14 protein-coding genes are annotated in these 17,382 nt (G+C 40.0%); 9 read left to right on the top strand and 5 right to left on the bottom strand.

Annotation, left to right across the window (positions count from 1 at the left end; genetic code table 11):
- The first annotated feature begins 32 nt into the window (after positions 1-32).
- The 3 genes from QL919_RS00625 to QL919_RS00615 all read left to right on the top strand — a co-directional run bounded on the left by QL919_RS00625 (position 33) and on the right by QL919_RS00615 (position 2,645).
- Entirely contained in the window at positions 33-1,115 is a 1,083-nt protein-coding gene (locus QL919_RS00625; RefSeq protein WP_011959975.1) for an FAD:protein FMN transferase, read from the top strand.
- Positions 1,116-1,178: 63 nt separating this feature from the next.
- The gene (locus QL919_RS00620; RefSeq protein WP_011959976.1) at positions 1,179-1,862 is read left to right on the top strand and encodes a hypothetical protein; all 684 of its coding nucleotides are present in this window, start codon (positions 1,179-1,181) and stop codon (positions 1,860-1,862) included.
- A gap of 81 nt (positions 1,863-1,943) precedes the next feature.
- Positions 1,944-2,645 carry a VIT family protein gene (locus QL919_RS00615; protein WP_011959977.1) on the top strand — a complete coding sequence of 234 codons (702 nt, stop codon included), beginning with the start codon at positions 1,944-1,946 and terminating at the stop codon, positions 2,643-2,645.
- Positions 2,646-3,006: 361 nt separating this feature from the next.
- Here the strand turns inward: QL919_RS00615 and QL919_RS00610 are convergent, their stop codons facing one another.
- On the bottom strand, positions 3,007-3,837 hold the full coding sequence (locus tag QL919_RS00610) for a cation transporter (protein WP_011959978.1): 831 nt from the start codon (positions 3,835-3,837) through the stop codon (positions 3,007-3,009).
- A 78-nt stretch (positions 3,838-3,915) separates the two neighbouring features.
- Here QL919_RS00610 and QL919_RS00605 point away from each other — a divergent pair, with 78 nt between their 5' ends.
- Positions 3,916-4,617 (top strand): IS1-like element ISPssp2 family transposase, encoded by a 702-nt coding sequence (locus QL919_RS00605; RefSeq protein ID WP_011959554.1) that lies wholly within the window; start codon positions 3,916-3,918, stop codon positions 4,615-4,617.
- A 157-nt stretch (positions 4,618-4,774) separates the two neighbouring features.
- Here the strand turns inward: QL919_RS00605 and QL919_RS00600 are convergent, their stop codons facing one another.
- The gene (locus tag QL919_RS00600; RefSeq protein WP_068406836.1) at positions 4,775-5,746 is read right to left on the bottom strand and encodes a calcium/sodium antiporter; all 972 of its coding nucleotides are present in this window, start codon (positions 5,744-5,746) and stop codon (positions 4,775-4,777) included.
- A 172-nt stretch (positions 5,747-5,918) separates the two neighbouring features.
- Between QL919_RS00600 and QL919_RS00595 the strand changes: the two genes are divergently transcribed.
- From QL919_RS00595 to QL919_RS00575, 5 genes are all read left to right on the top strand, one after another.
- Positions 5,919-6,014 carry a hypothetical protein gene (locus QL919_RS00595; protein WP_227514060.1) on the top strand — a complete coding sequence of 32 codons (96 nt, stop codon included), beginning with the start codon at positions 5,919-5,921 and terminating at the stop codon, positions 6,012-6,014.
- Positions 6,008-6,532 carry a TIGR00645 family protein gene (locus tag QL919_RS00590; protein WP_068037376.1) on the top strand — a complete coding sequence of 175 codons (525 nt, stop codon included), beginning with the start codon at positions 6,008-6,010 and terminating at the stop codon, positions 6,530-6,532. The genes QL919_RS00595 and QL919_RS00590 overlap by 7 nt, the downstream gene beginning before the upstream one ends.
- A gap of 950 nt (positions 6,533-7,482) precedes the next feature.
- On the top strand, positions 7,483-8,007 hold the full coding sequence (locus QL919_RS00585) for a hypothetical protein (RefSeq protein WP_068037374.1): 525 nt from the start codon (positions 7,483-7,485) through the stop codon (positions 8,005-8,007).
- Positions 7,994-10,357: a hypothetical protein gene (locus QL919_RS00580; protein WP_201564459.1), complete on the top strand. Its 2,364-nt coding sequence runs from the start codon at positions 7,994-7,996 to the stop codon at positions 10,355-10,357. The genes QL919_RS00585 and QL919_RS00580 overlap by 14 nt, the downstream gene beginning before the upstream one ends.
- On the top strand, positions 10,348-13,674 hold the full coding sequence (locus QL919_RS00575) for a site-specific integrase (RefSeq protein WP_158511270.1): 3,327 nt from the start codon (positions 10,348-10,350) through the stop codon (positions 13,672-13,674). Before QL919_RS00580 ends, QL919_RS00575 begins: the two co-directional genes overlap by 10 nt.
- Before the next feature lie 122 nt (positions 13,675-13,796).
- Here the strand turns inward: QL919_RS00575 and QL919_RS00570 are convergent, their stop codons facing one another.
- The 3 genes from QL919_RS00570 to QL919_RS00560 all read right to left on the bottom strand — a co-directional run bounded on the left by QL919_RS00570 (position 13,797) and on the right by QL919_RS00560 (position 17,254).
- Positions 13,797-14,666 carry an IS982 family transposase gene (locus QL919_RS00570; protein ID WP_290187686.1) on the bottom strand — a complete coding sequence of 290 codons (870 nt, stop codon included), beginning with the start codon at positions 14,664-14,666 and terminating at the stop codon, positions 13,797-13,799.
- Positions 14,667-14,848: 182 nt separating this feature from the next.
- The gene (lgt, locus tag QL919_RS00565) at positions 14,849-15,733 is read right to left on the bottom strand and encodes a prolipoprotein diacylglyceryl transferase (RefSeq protein ID WP_011959981.1); all 885 of its coding nucleotides are present in this window, start codon (positions 15,731-15,733) and stop codon (positions 14,849-14,851) included.
- 183 nt (positions 15,734-15,916) lie between these two features.
- Entirely contained in the window at positions 15,917-17,254 is a 1,338-nt protein-coding gene (locus tag QL919_RS00560; RefSeq protein ID WP_227522958.1) for an ATP-binding protein, read from the bottom strand.
- Positions 17,255-17,382 lie beyond the last annotated feature (128 nt).

Below are 17,382 nucleotides of genomic sequence, written 5' to 3'. Positions count from 1 at the left end.
AGTTTGAATGTTTAGTCAAGGGAGGGCTTTGAATGCACACAAATATGTCCAATCAAACAACACCGCAACTGGCAACGATTAAACTGTTTGCCATGGGTTGTCACATTCAAATTAGCTTAAATACCACAAGACTGAGCGCGCAACCTTCACAAATGAGAATAGACCAACAAGTCGCTTTTTTGACAAACGATATTCAGCAGCGCTTAGCTGACTGGGAACATATCTTCAGTCGTTTTGATGACAGCAGTGAGCTTATGAGACTGAATAACCGTGGCGACCAATGGTCTGAGGTGAGTTCAGAATTATTTGAGGTGTTGCAGCGTGCCATTCACTTTGTCTCAAAGACTCAAGGCTTAGTAACACCAACGTTATTGCACCCTCTATGGGACGCAGGCTATAAGCATTCATTTGAGACCTTGCCCAAAATGTCTGTGCCATCATTACCTGTTACTAGCGTAAGCACCCCTACAAACGTGCAAGACACGACAAGTGCTAACCATGCCAATCAGCAGATAGAAGGTATTCAGCTTCGCCAGTTAGCTGACAGACAACATCAAGTATATCTGCCAGCTGGCATGGCACTGGATTTGAATGGATATGTCAAAGGGTGGTGCGCCATGCAGTTGGCGGAAAATATTAGCCGAGTTCATGACTGGCATATTCCCTGCTTAGTCGATATGGGTGGGGATATCGCGATTGGTGTTCCAAAAAACCCAACAGATAAACCGGTGTCTTGGGGAGTGGCTGTTGCCAAGCCGTATTTTGCCAATAGTGAGCACGTTCACAATGATGAAGATGTGGCGATCCTCAAGCTCAGCTCTGGGGCTGTCGCCACATCTGGGCAAGATTATCGTCGCTGGTTGCACGACGGCCGCTGGCAACATCATTTGATCCATCCGCATGACTTGCGTCCAGTAACAAGTGACGTCCTAACTGCAACGGTACTGGCGAAAGATGCGATGACGGCGGAGGTATACGCCAAATACTGCGTGCTTCTTGGTGTTAAAGCAGCCGTGGCGTGGCTCAACAAACACCATATTGCGGCGTTGTTAATAGATAGGGATAACAAAGTGATGGTGACTTCTGCCATGCGTCCAAACCTGCTTGCTAGTTAATTTATCACGCGACATGCGCTAGATATCAATACATTAAGTAAAGCCATTCATAGGAGCATAGTCATGCATACAGACCATCCTACCAGCAGTCATACTGCTTCCAATACTAATGTTCTCACTCAGGCTCTATGGGTTGGCTTAACGTTAAGCATTGCTATCGGAGTTGGTGGTTATGCGTCGTTAACTTGGGGAGAGACGGTATCTCAGCTACTGACCAGCACAGATAAACACTTTTGGTATTTATCACGGGCAAGCGGTGTTATCGCTTATACGTTATTTTGGTTGGCAGTCATTTTTGGCTTGTTGTTAAGCACTCGTTTAGGCAAGCGCTTTAATGCAGCGCGGGTATTTGTCTTACATCAGTATCTAAGCCTGATTGCCGTAGGCTTTGCCGCGTTTCATGCTGGTATCTTATTAGCAGATAATTTCTTAAATCTGAACTTATGGCAGGTGCTAATGCCTTTTGGTTTTCAGACTGAGCGTGTGGGCGTGGCCTTGGGGCAGTTGGGGTTTTGGTTCTTATTTATCTGTGCGTTTAGTTTTTATATTAAGCAGTATATTGGTCAATCAGCATGGCGCTGGCTACACTTTTTGACCTTTATGGCGTATATGTTCATCAGTATTCATGTGTTTATGGTGGGCTCAGACAGTCGCGCGCTGCCTTTGTTATTATTTTATGCCGGCAGTCAAACAATAGTCTTTTTACTAATAACCTATCGAATAATCGCTTTAAAGCAAGCAAGGTAACTATGTGGAAATTGGTGTGTCATTATAGGCTACACTGACATATTCTAATTTATGTCTAAATCGTTTGAGGGTATCTATGCTATGCATCATTCTATTCACGACGAAGCTCATCTAAGCAATCGCAATCATTGGCTTAGGGCAGCAGTACTTGGTGCCAATGATGGACTGATTTCAACCGCGAGTCTATTAGTCGGTGTCGCTGCAGCAAGTGCAAATAGTCAAACACTGCTATTGACAGGGATGGCCGCGTTAACCGCAGGTGCTCTATCGATGGCAGCTGGTGAGTATATTTCAGTATCGTCTCAAGCTGATACCGAAAAAGCGGATCTGGATAAAGAGTTGCATGAACTGACTCATAATGCTGAGCGCGAGCTATTTGAGCTCACCAAAATTTATGAGAAACGTGGACTGGATCATGTCTTAGCGCATCAAGTTGCCATAGCTTTGACTGAGCATGATGCACTAGAGGCGCATGCCCGAGATGAGATTGGTTTGACAGATCTGAGTCAAGCTAAGCCGATTCATGCGTCAGTTGCTTCTGGATTGTCATTCATTGCGGGCGCCATATTACCGATTATTGGTATTTTACTTTTGCCAGCACAAACACTGGTTTGGTCACTCGCGACTTTAACGATAGTAGGCTTAGCGCTACTTGGCATAATATCAGCGCGCTTGGGCGGTGCCCCTGTTATTCCTGCTACGTCTAGAGTTGTGATATGGGGTGTGCTCGCTATGGTCGCAACATCATTGATTGGTCGGTTGTTTGGGGTGGCAGCATTATAGGGGCCTCATAAAACTGGTCAGTAAATAAGGGTATACCCCAAAGGAACCAGCTATTTCACCCTTTAAACCTATTAACAGACTACTCAAAATAGACTGTTAATATGGAACTATCTATAACAGGCTTTTGAATTATGGGACTGGTCGCCGCGCTTTTGCCCTATCATTAGCCTATAGTGTGATGTGCATTTCACTATTTTATCAATTTCTCAGCCTGTTTTTTTCCCAGCCTACTTTTTGAACCACCACCTGCTCGAGGTCTCATATCCTTATGATGTTTGTTTCCTTCAAACCTAGCTACTTTACACTTAGCGGTTTGATTAAGCTACTTACTTGGGCTATTTGCTTGAGCTACTAGGCTCAGCTATTTACTTAACTTTAGTATTCTAAAGGCGCCTTGAATAACTAAAGCAAATACGATGCTCCCAATAATTAAATCAGGGGTACTCGAGTTTAACCAATTCACCAGAACACCTGCAACAATCACCCCTAAATTGATAATCACATCGTTTGAAGTGAAAATCATACTGGCTTTCATATGAGCCTCTTCTTTACTCTTCGATTTTTGCAATATATAAAGGCAGATTGAGTTTGCAATCAGAGCAAGAATCGATATAACAATCATGGTAGAAAAGTCAGGTAACTGCTCATTGCCAAAGAAACGTCTTATTACTTCTAAAAAGCCGAGAATCGCTAGCGTGATTTGAAAATATCCAGCAATTCTAGCAATACGTTTTTTCTTTACAACCGTTCCACCAACAGCAAACAAGCTGATTCCGTACACGAAGCTATCTGCTAACATGTCTAAGCTGTCGGCAACCAATCCCATTGAACGAGAAATCAGCCCAGTGCTCATTTCGATAATAAAGAAGGCAAAGTTAATAACCAGCACTATCCACAGTAGCTTACGTTGCTCCGCGTCTTTTTCATGATTAGCGTTAGTTTTGACTTCGATATTATCATTTGAATTAGAGGGGTCAATAGTTTCGGTTGAAAGTAGGGTGTCGCCTAAATTTAGGTCATGAATAGCATGCTGTATATTTTCAACATTACCATGATGAAATACGGTTAATTGACGATTAGGAATGTCGAATTCAAGATATTCAATATCCGAATTGCCATCTAGCTTCATTCGGATTAGGTTCTCTTCCGAAGGGCAGTCCATTTTCGATATTTTAAAAGTTGTTTTATTCATAAAGGTATCTGAATCCGGGTGGTGGTTCAAAAAGTAGGCTGGGAAAAAAACAGGCTGAGAAATTGATAAAATAGTGAAATGCACATCACACTATACATCAAATGCCCAGCCTGTCTAAGTGACAATATAAAGAAAAATGGCTTCAAAAGCTATGGTAAACAAAACTATAAATGCAAAGACTGCAAACGGCAGTTTATTGGAGACCATGCCTTAACGTACCAAGGATGTCACTCCCAAAAAGATAGCAAAATACGATATCTTATGGTTCGAGGCAGTGGCATAAAAGACATCGCTTGCGTTGAGAGAATCAGCAAAGGCAAAGTACTAGCCACCCTAAAAAAGTGTCACTACCCAATAACCCCCAAGCAAAGGCAATACGACTGTCTTGAAATTGATGAGCTTTGGACATTCGTAGGTAAAAAAACCAACAAACAATGGCTAATTTATGCCTATCACCGTGACACAGGTGAAATTGTTGCCTATGTGTGGGGAAAACGAGACCTTAACACTGTCAAAAAGCTTAAAGCTAAGCTGAAAGCCCTAGGCGTAAGTTGTGCTAGAATCGCTAGTGATACCTGGGATAGCTTTGTTACTGGTTTTAAGGGCTTTACCCAAGTCATTGGCAAGTTTTTCACGGTCGGCATTGAAGGTAATAATTGCACTATCAGACATCGAGTAAGGCGAGCATTTAGGCGAAGTTGTAACTTTTCTAAAAAACTGGAAAATCACTTTAAAGCCTTTGATTTAGCTTTCTTTTACATCAATCATGGGTATGTTTAATTTAGCCTACTTTTTGAACCACCACCTAGTAAATCAGCCTCCGATAAAGTCGGGGCGGTTCAATTTGAAGATGCCTAGGTAATTACATGAAAGTCTATGACGAATTATTAGAAACTGTAAACTGTCGAATCAAACGTATGTGATTATTAGTAACTTGCTACATACTGACCGTCTGAATTAACCAGACAGTATAGCCGACGAAAAATAGTACTAAGGTGGTGCCAGAAGTACGACCGAATGCACGCTTGGTTTTAAATGCAAATAGGCACATCGCAAACAGTAGTAAGGTTAAGAGACCCATCGCTAATATATCACGCGACAGAATAATGCTACTCGGAGTAATAGGCGCAATGAGTGCTGCTACACCTACGACTCCTAAAGTATTAAAAACGTTAGAGCCTATAATATTACCCAAAGCCATATCATGCTCGCCTTTACGTGCGGCCGACAAGCTCGCAACTAATTCAGGCAGTGACGTACCGATAGCGACGATAGTGAGACCAATGATAAGCTCACTCAAGCCCCATAAAGTAGCAAGTTCGATAGCGCCCCAAACGATAGCGCGCGAGCTTAGTATTAATACGAGCAAACCAAGAAACAACCTACCTAAACCTTGCGCCATACTGTGTTCAGCTTTTGCAGTTTCTTCTACAGTATCGCCTTCATGTTCGTGGTTGCCTTCACGCAGGCTCAAGATAATTTGTATGCCTAAGACAACGACTAGAAGTACTATTAATACTATACCGTCGGTATTACTTAAGACGCCATCGCTTAATTGCCAAGCAGCTACTGCCGTCACCAACAGTAGTAAGGGCATATCACGATTGATAATACTTTTTCGGATAATAATTGGACTTATCAATACCGTTGCGCCTAATACTAAGGCGATATTAACAATGTTAGAACCATAAGCATTACCCAATGCTAGCTCAGGGCTACCTTCTAAAGCAGCTAACATGGACACTATCATCTCTGGTGCTGAAGTACCTAAACCTAGAATGATGACACCAATCAAAAAACTGGGTACATTCAACTTATTAGCTAAAGCGACGGCACCATCAATAAAAACATCAGCACTCCATACCAAAATTGCTAGTCCTACGACTACTGCAAGTATTGCCAACCACATCAGTGTCTTTCCTTATAAAAGTTAGAGTAATCGTTAAGAAAAATGGGCATAAAAAATTGAGCAATAGAAGGCTCAGTTTTATAGTAGCATAAGCAACCAGCGCAATTATGAGGAAAGGTATTATTATTTTCTATATTTTGAAGTCCTTAACCTCCCATTCAGCCTTGAAAGCATGATTAATGCATTTGCGATTACCAATAATGTGATTGTCATCATATTAAGCCTTGTAATTAATACCATCGAAAACCTTAAGAGATCCCTATGCTAAAGAAAACTGAGCAAAGATTAGAGAAAATCATATTTAATAGCCGTTGGCTACTAGCCCCATTTTATTTGGGATTAGTACTCGGTATTATTTTATTATTTATCAAATTTTTCCAAGAAATGTGGCATATGATCACCCATGTGCTCAGTGCGTCTGAAGCCGATGTGATCGTTGGTGCGTTAGCTCTTATCGACATGTCATTGGTCGCAAGTTTGTTACTCATCATTATATTCAGTGGTTATGAAATCTTTGTCTCAAAAATTGATACAGGGGATCATGAGGATCGTCCTGAATGGATGGGAAAAATTAATTTCTCTGGCCTAAAACTTAAAGTCATCGGTGCTATTGTTGCCATTTCTGCTATCGATCTTCTTAAATCATTTATGGATATACCCAAAGAGATGAGCGAGAGTGATGCTGATAGGTTGATGTGGAAAGTGATTATTCATATGACGTTTGTACTTTCAGGCCTGTTGTTTGCCTTGATGGACAAGATTGTTGGTGATACTAAAAAACATTAAAAAAAGTTCAATAGAAATCTATTTATTAATTTACGCGAATATGCGCTAAGGATCTTAGATGGCTTGAGCCAGTTTATTGACCTTATTCGATGACATCAGTGTGATAAGTGATTTGTGCATTAAAATCCTGATGGTAATCTAATCAAGATCTATGAACGTCTAACAGAAATAGAGCTTTTAACAAAACTTAAAAATAAGCAGCCAACCTTTTTAGTAGCAGGCACTGAGGGCCCCCTGTGGTCAGGGATATCTGACTAACTTAGAATTCTCGAGTATATTGATTTTTCTTTGGTCATACTGTTTTTTTACGATAGAGAGTAAGCTTTATAAGACTAGCTCATAACTCGTACTGCGCCCTTAAGCAGTAGACTTCTCTAATATGCTTTTTTCTACCAAATCCTTAATAGCTTTCAATTCAGTATTCGCCGAACACTTCGTCATTATCCCCCCCCTTTTTTTTTGATCATGAGTTTGCCTTAAACACTAATCAACAGTACATTGACCATATTTACTTGCCTTGGATTCAATAGTTGCTGACGGTGGGTCTGCCAAAAGCTGGCTTTACTGATGATTTTATCCGTGGTTTTCTGTGCGCATAATAGTGTTTACTCTAAAGCTTGTAAAAACCAAATCAACCATTCAGTAACATCTGCATTCCCTTTTTGAGTACGCTCTAATATTTTGTAGTAATCATTACGATGTTTAAGTATTTGAGCCGACACGCTATAAAAACGTTGCATGCTAACATCACTTTACGCTACCAGCCCTGTTCCTCGTGAGTAAGGGGATTAACTAGAATACAAGTCATTCTCATCCACTTTAGCATCAAAATCAGAATTAATTATATGCGACACCAATTGACGCTTATCTCTCAGAGCAGCTTTTTTAATATCCTTTAAGGTTGTAAGGTATTTAACAAGGGTAGAGGTCAAATTTTAGAGGAATATAAAATGGATAATGTCACTATTGCTAAGTTACAAAAGACTTCAGTCGTGATTGTTAATGACATCGTCAAATTGTTTGAAATCTATAATCAGTTCATTCGTCCGCAAATTAAATCTTCGAACACATTTATAGCTTATCAAAATCTGACGCTAGCCAAGCCTATACTATTTATAAAAACCGGCGAAGTAATACAATTAGTGAATAACTTTGAAGTTTTTTATCTGTTAAAAACTGTAGATCTTAACCAAGAGTTGTGCGCAGAGAAAGTATCCATAGTAAAAATTAATGAAGCGCAATTCGAGGTTAAATATGCATTTTATGAATTGATTGACATTATATGTAGATATCAAAAATATTTAGATATCAGGTTAATTTATATTCATTTAAATAGATTTCTCACTGCTGATATAAACCAGCAGCTTTTTAGCTCAAAAAAATTCTCTATCGGTACTTTTTGTAATCTTATTAACATTCATGAGCAGACTTATTATAAACGTTATAAAAAGGACAAAAATAATGTCAACTATTAAGTCTCACTACCATCTTCGCGATGTACCGAGTCTCGACGTTATCAAACAGACCATCAACCACCAAGGCGATCATGACGATTTTAAGAATAGAGAAAGGGCAGTAGCAGCTATTGGTGATATCGTAGCAGTGGTTCAGGAAGGTTATTGCAATGCTGATCACCAAGAGCAACTGATTAATAAAGTGATAAAAATATTGCATGAGAGACCGGTTGCCGAGCGTGATATGCACATTGGCAGATCTGAGCTCAGTGAAAAGCCGCTTATAATGCAAGTCTTAATTTTGATGCAAAATATCATGTATAAGCGTCGTCAAACCGTTCGTCTTCGGCAGAAGCTGTATTGGCTTGCAATTGCGTTACACACTGCGGTTTTGCTTATATATCATGGCAAAAAGACGCATATGCACAATATTTTGATGCAATTTAAACTGGCTCAATTCTCAAAGGCAGCAACACGAACCTGGATTTGGCGTGAGCTTCCTGAGATACCAGAGCAAAAAGTAGATAATATCTTGATATCACTACAAGATGTGTCAAAGCGTTTAGCGATTAAGTATGGTGATCGTACACAAAAAGAGTTTTTAAAGCTTCCTGATGTCAGACAAATTAATAAGATCATAGCGTCTTATCAAGATGCTCACTATGTGAAAAAACGTCTAAAAATAGAACCCAATAACCAGATAAAGCCTATTAGCCTAGCCAATCAACCTGTATTGTTAGCAGTCAATAATGTTCAAAATGACCTAGGGTCGAATGATGAACATTTTGAAGATTTCGTATTAGAGTCGCAATCGCAGTTTTATACGGCGATGACTGAGAGTTATGAGGGCTTAACCACCACATATGAAGAAAGTATTGATCATTATGACCCGCCCTTTATAAGTTATGAAGTCACTACTGACTTGCCAAAAGGGCTGTCTTTTCCGCTCCAAACGATAGACTTATCGCTGCAACAAAACCACATTTCTCAACAAGAACTCGCGCTCAATTCAAACGTTCGGGTACTACCAAAGTCCAGCTATCAGCGGATATTTTCAGCGCTTTGCCAAGATACTCAGTTTTCAACCAACACTTCCAATCGGGACTGTGCTTACATTTTGTTGCTGTCTATGATTACAGCGTTGCCCATTAAATCTTTAACTATTGCAGGATACATTGGTCATCCGAGTATTTTTAAAATTGGTTTGAATCGAAGCTACATTCATCATTCGCTTGGTATTACCAAACGGCAAGAAGCGTTTAATGGTAGTAAGTATGAAAATCAGCTTGACATCATTAAAATTCCTGTCCCGCAATGGCTTATCGATGAAATATTAACAGGTGAGCTACCATCAGATAATGGTATTCAAGAATATCTTACCTATCTACGCGCTAAAATAAGTTTGCCGTACTTATCAACGAATCGTATTGAGACTGCACTGCATGTGGTGCTTTCTCGCTACACGCCAAACAGCAATGCTCACATCGCTGACCTGATTTGCAGAACGCCTGCCTCTCAAGCTCCAGCCATGTATTACAGCAGTCATCTTAGCGAAGAGATTTTGTCTCACTATAAATTAGCGCTGAGTATATTTAATCAAGACAATCACTTTGATATGTCATATATCACCCCTTGGCACAAGTACACGTTAGGTTCTGGATTTGCATTTACGCCAAATTATGTTCGTGAGATTATCACTGAGCTGCAAGCATGGGCGGACAGCAGTACTGATGCCAATACACATTTTAATCGTATCAGCATTTTCGTATGGTTTGTACTTTGTTTATTAACGGGTGTACGACCAAATAACGGTATCGGACTGATGAGCGATATCGATCTTGAGGCTGGCTGGCTAATGATTGATGACAAACCCAATCGAAAATCAAAGAGTCATAGACTCATACCTTTATGTTCGACACTCATACGCTTACTAAGCGATTACCGGAGCTATTTAATTGGTTATCAGCTTAATAATTTATTGAAACAGGAAATTAGCGAATGTATTGATGAGATACGTCTAGGTAATGAGATCGCATTATTGCGACTGCTATCAGAGAACTTCAGTACACTTGATGTCATCAAACGAGGCGACGCTTATCATATGACCAAAGATATTATTGACACTGACCCTTATTGGACCCGTCATTTTGTACGGACTCAACTTGAAAGACTAGGCGTTGATATGGTGCTCATCAATGCAGTTGTTGGTCATGAAAAAGCGCGCCAACATGCATTAGGACGTTTCTCATCACTTAGTAAGCATCAGATTAAACAAGTGGGTGATCAGTTTGAACAGCTGGCAGAGACATTGGGTTTAAAAGAAATTAATATCAAAAACAATCATGATGAATGGAGCATGTCGTGCTCGTAAATGAAATCAAGCCGCCTAAAATTATAGATACACTGGCAAAATTTGATGGAAGAAAAAAGGCTTATATCCCTGACCCTCAAATACTAGAAGAGGTAGGGAAGGCCAAGCAGCTTGAAATTGGATTGCTTGCTAAGTTTCAAACCAAATGGGAGCAACTACGTCAAGCGTATCCTGATAATATCAAGATACTAAAAGATACTAAAAAATACTCTCGTAAAGCTTGTGCTTATCATAGCCATACTTTTTTAGTAGAGAAGCATAGATGTCGCATTATATATTTTGATAAGCGCTGGTGGCGTTGGGATTTGCTGTTGCAACAGTTCAATATTGTTTTAAATCAACAAATCAGGCCCATAGATGCAGAAGGGTTTTTAGAGTTTCAAAGCTATGCTCATCAAACCATCACGCAGACATGCCAAACAGAGAAAAGAGTTAAACAAGCCTATAAAGTGGTAAATCGTTTTATTGACTATCAAAACAAGCATTTTATGCTTAATGATTATCGCTATCCTAATATCAAGACTGTATTGCCCACAAAATTTAATCCGCTCCTCATTAATAATGATTGGATCACTAAAGGTAAGCAAATTAATGAGATGGTACGAGCGGTAAGTCACCACTGGACACAAACGAGTGAGTATAGCTTAGAAGAAATATTAGGATGGCTGGTTTACTCTGGCATCATGTATGGTGGCATTAATAGTAAAGCCATACTTGAAAGTTGGCTTGAGGCTCTAATAAATGAAAAATACCAGCCATTTATCAATAAGCGATTACTAATATCAGTCCGGTTTCTACAAGCGTATTATGGCAATGAGCGTAGTAACACGCAAAATCAGCTTTACAACACTCAGCAAATTGTTCTAGATATGGTCAGCCAATGCTGGTTGCTACGATATCGCCAAGCAAAAAATAAACTGGCTATCAATGATGAGGCTGAAAAAAGTTTAAAAAAAAGTGCTGAGAGTTACTTGATAAACGCTTTAAAACCAGTGCTTAACAATGGGGGTTTGACGATTTTAACTTTTCCGCAGATGCTGTCTTACGCAAGTTACCATTGGGAGATGCTTGATGGTGCTGATATTGATCAAGCTTCCGTAGCGGTACTGAGTAGCAAGCAAAATACAGCAGGGCTGACCAAAGAGAAGTTTAAAGAATTTTTAGAAGGACAATATAAGAAATCGGTAAAAAATTACGACTTAGACGATATTCTAAAGTTGTCAATAAAAGGATCAGAAAATATATTAGATAAAAGCACGACTCCAAGCCTACATGGTAGAAAAGTACGGCGCTCAGAGCTGATTACGGATATCGCTAGTGATTTTAAAATTGTAGGAAGTCTAAAAAGTAAGAGATTAGGCTATAAACCGCTTACTTTGATCCAAAGGATAGAAAAAAGGTATGAGCAATACACTGCAGTTAATGAGAGGGTGTTTTTAGATTGGATACTGGCTCTTTTAAAAGATGAGTTGGACAATTCTATTAAAAGTACTTCCGTGTTGCAATACATTAGAAGCATTGGCTATGAATGGCTGTATTTTTCAATGAATCAGCCTATTGATGGTTGGGATGAAGAGGACTTTGAGGTGCTCTATGAGGATATTTTGGAGTACAAAACCACAGTTCGCCGTCACATAAATATTTCTTATTATGCAAAGCTGTTACAACGCCTTCATAACTTTGCTCATGAAAATTACGATCTACCACAAGTAACGATTGCCTATGAAAAAGAGGGTCGACGCGTTCGTGCTGAGTTGATTTCCCTTCATATGTATCACGCGATTATTACACAGATTTTGCATAGCGTGGATATTCTAGAGCGAGAGATGTTTGCTTTGATGTTTATGCTGGTCTATCGAACAGGAATGCGTAAAAAGGAGCTGTTAGGATTACGGTACATTGATATAGAAGGCCTAAATTCACCGTCTCCGTCACTTGTTGTTCGTAGTAATCCTTATCGTGATTTAAAAACAGCTGGCAGCAATCGTAGAATCCCTATTTATGCTTTGTTGCAGCCAGACGAGTTGGCATTATTTATAAGATACACACAAAGTACTGTCGGTCTTAATCCTAGAAGCTTTATATTCACACTATCTTCTGAAAAGACGCCAATTGATGATCACGTACCGCTACAACTGCTAAGACGTATCTTACAGGACATCCCAAAAAAGCCAGGTAATAAGCCGGAGCAAACCTTTCATGCGTTTCGACATACGGCGGTTACTAATTTATCACTTGTACTATGTGGTGATACTGAGCTTGTTAAAGCTTTGACTGATTATAACGAAGAAGACATTAAACGGATCAAATATGGCGTTCTTGGTGAGCATCTTAATGCGCAAGATCGCTGGTACGCTCTATCTGGAATCATGGGTCATTTATCACCGCAGCGCAGTTTTGAGTATTACAACCATATCGCTGTTTTAATGGCAACTTATGCGCTGAGCGGCGCTAATATTAAGCTACCAGTTGTTGCCATTAACAACGTCACTGGCATCAATAGAAAAAGGCTTAAAGAGAATGATGCCATTATCGACCATAACGACGTCAGCCTAACTAGCGTCCGAAAGTTGTTGTTTCGAAGTCTTAGTCAGCGCAAATATGAAGCGCCTCGCTTATGTATTAAAAACACGACCCTTTTAGTCGATTCACAAAGTAGGACAGAAACGTTATTTATGCGCTATGGCATGAATAGCATTTGGTTCTTATTACAGCAAAATGCTTTAGGCATAGCTTTAAAGCAGGCTGCAATAATGGTTAATATTGATTTACACGACGCAGATATCATTATAAATCGAGCGCGAAAAGTAGCCAATGTGACCTCGAGCCATGATAACCCTAGATTCATTGGAACAAATGGCCTTCCAAAAAGTATTCAGTACAAAAGTGATTATAGATTACTGTCTTCACTGCAAAGCAGTGCTCAAAAACTACGAGATAACTCATTAGATGATTGGCAGTGGTTTATAGCTCTATGCCAAGAGCATCTATCTTACAGTAAGGCGTTTGTTCCTTTTTCAATCAAAGAAAAGAAAGCGTTACGACGTTTTATCAAAATTGCCAAACAATTACTGCCAGCGAAAAATTGGCTAGTTGCTCATCCTGCGGCATCACAAGTCCATCTTAATTTAGCTGATATGAAGGGATTGCGTAGCATCAGTAAAGATAGTATGGGTACGTTCAACATTGGAATCGCTTTGATTGATAACAGATCCTCTGTAAATGATAAATGGCAATTTTCTCCGTTGCTGCGATTTTTTGTTTATATGGTATTGATTACGGATGAAGAGTTAGTGATTTTAGATAATGCGTCATAAGTTATTTAAGTTTGCTTCGGTGTTCGACAGCGACGCCTAGAATTTAAAAATCAGTGAATCTACTATCAATAATGGGGTAACCCCAGTTCGGGATAAGCCACATTGTAACTCATTGATACTATTTACAATGTCGCTACCTGTCTCTGCTGAGGCATATTTTTGATGGTGGGTTTATAGGGAAACCAGCAATAAGCAATCAAACCTGACAGCAAGTTTGTAATAAAACCCGTGACACTACGATGGCGTGAATGCTCAATCTGACACAAGTTTTTAAGCTCCCCAAACACCGTTTCAACCAAAGAGCGATGATTGAGTAGTGCCTCATCCATAGGCTTGAGTAATTGGGGTTTCATATGACGCCGAAGTTTAGTGATCAACGTAGTATCACTGTGTTTTGTGAGCCACGCGTTTAGGGCTTTACTGATATAGCCTCTATCCCCAAACACAGGTGTTGCCATATCCTTAACAGGCACTCTGTCATCCGTATTACCCGCAGTGACTTTAACAGATACAAGCTCGCCCTTATGATTGATAATGGCATGCAGCTTAAAGCCATAGAACCAGCCCATGCTGCTTTTGCCTCGGGTTGCAAGTCCCTTAAAGACTTTATGACGGTAGATACGTTTGTTATGACAAACTGCTATCTTGGTTGAATCAATATAGCTGATACCCGTACAGTCGCCCATCATGCTTTGCAAGTAGCTGCACAGTGGTATGATACTGCGCGGCACAAGCTCTATAAATCGCGAGTAGCTCGGCAGATTTGGAAACGCCCGTTTCATCATGCCAAGCATGTGATGGTAGTAAAACGCCTTAAACTGTCGATACCGCAGTTGATGAAACAGTACCAAGATGGTCATCATCTCTGCTACACTTATCTGGCATGCTCTTAGCCGTTGACGGCCCTTTGCGATTAAATGAGCGTCAAACTCAGGTTTGAATTGCTGATAAAAGTCGTCAATATGGCAGTATAGTTCGGTTAGGTTGTCCATGTAAGAAGTCCTTGTTGTGAAGTTTGTCTTGGTAAACTTACTTTAGCAACTTTGGACTTCTTTTTTTATCTTTTTTTTGAGCCCTTATCCCGAACTGGGGTTAGGTATTAATTCTGCAAATGGAATGTATCTTGTTAGAACTGCATTTATATTTATTTGTTCATGCACCTCGACACTTATTTCTAATATGCAGACTGCTTACCCCAATCATAAATACCGCGTTTGTAAGCATAAATCAGCATGATTAAGCCGGCGATAATCATCGGCGCGCTTAAGATTTGCCCTTTGGTCATCCAACCTAATAATATGAATCCTTGGTCAGCATCTGGCTGGCGGAAGAATTCAATGATAAAGCGGCTGATGCCATAGCCTAGTAAGAATACAGCGGAGGCGGCCATACGTGGACGTGGTTTTGATGAATACCACCATAAGAATATAAATAGCAGCAGACCTTCGGCAAAGGCTTCATATAGCTGTGATGGATGACGAGGCAATATGTATTGACCATTGACTTCAATCATCAATTCTTGCAATTGTGGATTGCTCTGTAATTGCTCCATATCAAACGCCGCGGCTTGCGGAAAGTAGGTCAGCCAGTTATAGCCACCGTCTGAGACGCGACCCCATAATTCGCCATTGATATAGTTGCCGATACGCCCAAACAGTAAGCCGGTTGGTACACAAGGAACGATAAAATCGAATACTTGAAAGGTAGTCTTTTTATATTTACGGGCAAAGAACCACATACCTAGCATGACGCCGATAAAGCCGCCGTGGAAAGACATACCGCCTTCCCAGACTTTTAATATATAGGCAGGGTTTTGGAGTAATTCACCGAACTGATAAAACAGCACATAGCCAATACGACCGCCTAAGATGACACCAAGCGCGCCATAAAAGACTAAGTCAGAGACCATGTCGGTGGTCCAATTGTCGCGTTTGGTACTGCGATACCAAGCCAAACCGTAAGCGGCAGCAAAGGCTAGCAAATACATTAGCCCATACCAGTGCACTTCCAATGGACCCAAGGAAAGCGCTACGGGATCATACTGAGGATGAATCATCATAAAGGCATCATAATTATTGGTAATAGAATGTATGAAATAGGCTTATATAAGAAATTTTTTGTCCAACAATTGAAAAGTACAACTATCGCAAGTCAGAATCTCATCTTATGGATAGAGAGACCTTCCAAGTAAACTCGCCTTCGATCTAATCTGAGCGGTTCATAGACAGTATGAAGGTATTTACTACCTGGCAATCAACAACTTTACAGCAACCTCAAAAAGACACTCATCTTTGATAGTAATACTAACTTTGCCATTATGAGCATTGGCGATAGCTTGCACAATAGATAAGCCTAAGCCTGTTCCTGAATGCATCGTATTCGTTTTATCATGACGATAGAATCGCTCAAACAGTTTATCGGCTTCAATCTGATTTAATGGTTTGTCTAGACGGTTGGTCATAGTTATTCTTAACCAGAGCTGCTCTGGGGATTGAATATCGTCTTTTGGCGCATTAAGCGAGGTGCTTGAAGTGAGGACAGTAGCGGATATCATAATAGTGCTATTACTAGCCGCATAATAAATCGCATTTGACATCAGGTTGGCAAACAGCCGTTGCAATAAGCCTTTATCACCTAGTACTGTTTTAAAATCACCCGATTTTTCAAAGATTATCTCACGATCCTCAGCAATCATCTCATAATAATCTATAAGCTTTGTGATCAAGCTCTCTATATCGACATGACTGATTTGCGAATCACTCAGCTCTTTTTGAGTTTTTGCCAGTAATAACATATCGTTAATCATGGCGGATAACTGCTTTAACGTATCATGCTGATGATGCAATTGCTCAATGTATTCGTCGCTTTCTCTTGGCTTAGTTAACATGACTTGCGTTTGCGTACTCAGCGTCGCTATTGGCGTACGTAGCTCATGGGCGATATTGTCTGAAAACCGTGATAATGATTCAAAGTTACTTTCAAGCTTGACCATCATAGAATTATAAGACTCCGTTAGTGGACGTAATTCTAACGGCATATCGCCAACCACAATTCTTTCATCTAACCTTTGAAGATTAATGCCTTTCATCTTTTGTACGATAGTAGCTAGGGGAGCAAAACCCCAGTGTACACTTAGTGCTGCTACTGAAACCAATAATAAGGTAATGGCGATAAGTATCAAGCTCAGCTGGCGATTAAACTGGATAAGATATTGATGATGCACATCGATAGGTAGAGCAATAAATGCCAAAACCTCTTGATGTGTAATGATAATGGCTCGGTAATGCCTATTATTTATCTTGATCATAAACTGCTGATCGCGATAGTCCTGCAATAGTTGTAACAAGCTAAAATCTGCCGGTAGATCATTGATGAAATTACTGGGATCGCTGGACAATAAATTGCCGTTTTTGTCTGATATTAACGTTTTTAAATCATAGTCTAACCAAGAAGAATGTAGATGATTGGCATCAATTAGCGCTTGCGACTTTGACACTGTAAAAGGTTCTATGTGATCGTTAAAATTCACCATGCGTTTACGCAGGTTAAAAGCTGCATGGGTAATAATCTCTGAGTCCATTTGCTCAAAGTGCTCGTTAACAGAGCGCTGAACCCATATATAAATAACAACTTGAGAGATAACAACAAATATTGTCAGTAAAAAAACAGTACGCCATAACAAAGGCCAGCGTCGATTCTTAAATTTAT

The organism is Psychrobacter sp. APC 3426, assembly GCF_030408035.1.
Lineage (GTDB): Bacteria > Pseudomonadota > Gammaproteobacteria > Pseudomonadales > Moraxellaceae > Psychrobacter.
This window is presented reverse-complemented; position numbering and strand designations above follow the sequence as displayed.

What these genes read in the sequence shown, in the direction of transcription:
- QL919_RS00615 (WP_011959977.1), top strand. Translation starts at nt 1,944, where the DNA reads ATGCATCATTCTATTCACGACGAAGCTCATCTAAGCAATCGCAATCAT.
- QL919_RS00585 (WP_068037374.1), top strand. Translation starts at nt 7,483, where the DNA reads ATGGATAATGTCACTATTGCTAAGTTACAAAAGACTTCAGTCGTGATT.
- QL919_RS00560 (WP_227522958.1), bottom strand. Translation starts at nt 17,254, where the DNA reads ATGGACTCAGAGATTATTACCCATGCAGCTTTTAACCTGCGTAAACGC.
- QL919_RS00600 (WP_068406836.1), bottom strand. Translation starts at nt 5,746, where the DNA reads ATGTGGTTGGCAATACTTGCAGTAGTCGTAGGACTAGCAATTTTGGTA.
- QL919_RS00570 (WP_290187686.1), bottom strand. Translation starts at nt 14,666, where the DNA reads ATGGACAACCTAACCGAACTATACTGCCATATTGACGACTTTTATCAG.
- QL919_RS00620 (WP_011959976.1), top strand. Translation starts at nt 1,179, where the DNA reads ATGCATACAGACCATCCTACCAGCAGTCATACTGCTTCCAATACTAAT.
- QL919_RS00580 (WP_201564459.1), top strand. Translation starts at nt 7,994, where the DNA reads ATGTCAACTATTAAGTCTCACTACCATCTTCGCGATGTACCGAGTCTC.
- QL919_RS00625 (WP_011959975.1), top strand. Translation starts at nt 33, where the DNA reads ATGCACACAAATATGTCCAATCAAACAACACCGCAACTGGCAACGATT.
- lgt (WP_011959981.1), bottom strand. Translation starts at nt 15,733, where the DNA reads ATGATGATTCATCCTCAGTATGATCCCGTAGCGCTTTCCTTGGGTCCA.
- QL919_RS00605 (WP_011959554.1), top strand. Translation starts at nt 3,916, where the DNA reads ATGCACATCACACTATACATCAAATGCCCAGCCTGTCTAAGTGACAAT.
- QL919_RS00595 (WP_227514060.1), top strand. Translation starts at nt 5,919, where the DNA reads ATGATTAATGCATTTGCGATTACCAATAATGTGATTGTCATCATATTA.
- QL919_RS00590 (WP_068037376.1), top strand. Translation starts at nt 6,008, where the DNA reads ATGCTAAAGAAAACTGAGCAAAGATTAGAGAAAATCATATTTAATAGC.
- QL919_RS00610 (WP_011959978.1), bottom strand. Translation starts at nt 3,837, where the DNA reads ATGAATAAAACAACTTTTAAAATATCGAAAATGGACTGCCCTTCGGAA.